Source organism: Pseudomonas sp. Sample_20, assembly GCF_004307585.1.
Classification (GTDB): domain Bacteria; phylum Pseudomonadota; class Gammaproteobacteria; order Pseudomonadales; family Pseudomonadaceae; genus Aquipseudomonas; species Aquipseudomonas atacamensis.
Genome location: NZ_RCOA01000026.1, coordinates 1 through 1,362 on the forward strand (window position 1 = coordinate 1; position 1,362 = coordinate 1,362).

The following is a 1,362-nucleotide window of genomic DNA, read 5'->3' on the forward strand; positions in this document are numbered from 1 at the left end:
GAATGGGACGCGGAGCGTCCTGGGCTGCATTCCCACGCAGAGCGTGGGAACGATCAGAGAGGACAGCCCCACGACGGCTCGCTCCCACATTGGGCTCCTGGTGCATTAAGTGCACTGCTTTCGCGCTGAAAACCCCAGTCGCGTCTCCACATTCGGTCACTTGCGTCGCTTGGCACGACCGCTGCAACCCTTCTGCGTCTTCCCCTTCCAGCAAGGACTGCCTCATGACGCAGAACGCCTCCGGCAACGATTATCCGCTCAGTGAAGTCCCCATGCACGCGCGCAAAGGCCTGGCCTCGACGGCGATGGTGTTACTGGGCTTCACGTTTTTCACCGCGACCATGTTTGCCGGCGGCAAGCTGGGGGTCGCGTTCGGTTTCGCCGAGATGATGGCGGTGATCATTGTCGGCAACCTGCTGCTCGGTCTGTACGCGGCAGGCTTGGGTTACATCGCCTTCAAGAGCGGCCTCAATTCGGTGCTGATGGGCCGCTTCTGTTTTGGCGAAGTCGGCAGCAAGCTCAGCGACCTGATCCTCGGCTTCACCCAGATCGGCTGGTACGCGTGGGGCACGGCGACGGCAGCGGTGGTGATCGGCAAGTATTTCAATCTCGATGAAACCACCGTGCTGGTCCTGATGGTGCTGTTCGGCCTCGGCTTCTGCGCCACGGCGTACATCGGTTATCGCGGACTGGAGATTCTCTCGTACATCGCGGTGCCGGCGATGATGTTGCTGCTGATGCTGTCGATGTGGGCAGCGACCGTGAAAGTCGGCGGTTTCGAAGGCTTGCTCAGCGTGGTGCCGAGCGGTTCGCTGGACTGGTCGACGGCGATCACCCTGGTGTTCGGCACCTTCGTCAGCGGCGCGACCCAAGCCACCAACTGGACGCGATTTTCGCGCTCGGCAAAAGTGGCAGTGCTGGCCAGCCTGATCGGTTTTTTCATCGGCAACGGCCTGATGGTGCTGATCGGCGCGTATGGCGCGATCGTCTATCAACAGCCGGATGTGGTTGAAGTGCTGCTGTTGCAGGGCTTCGCCATGGCCGCGATGGCCATGCTGTTGCTGAACATCTGGAGCACTCAGGACAACACCATCTACAACTTCGCCGTCGCCGGCTGCAACCTGCTGCGCACCGGGCGGCGCAAGACTGTGACCCTGGGTGGTGCGGTGATCGGCACCCTGCTCGCCCTGCTGGGCATGTACGACATGCTGGTGCCGTACCTGATTCTGCTTGGCACGGTGATTCCGCCGATTGGCGGGGTGATCATGGCTGACTTCTTCTACCGCTGGCGCGGGCACTATCCGCGCCTGGCCGACGCACGGTTGCCGGCGTTCAACTGGCCGGGGCTCGGGGCCTACGGGG

1 protein-coding gene is annotated in these 1,362 nt (G+C 62.3%); it reads left to right on the forward strand.

Annotated elements, in window-relative coordinates; genetic code table 11:
- Positions 1-224: 224 nt before the first annotated feature.
- Positions 225-1,362, forward strand: a 1,138-nt coding sequence (gene codB, locus D8U70_RS06990; RefSeq protein WP_130928545.1) for a cytosine permease, incomplete at its 3' end; no start/stop codon positions are given.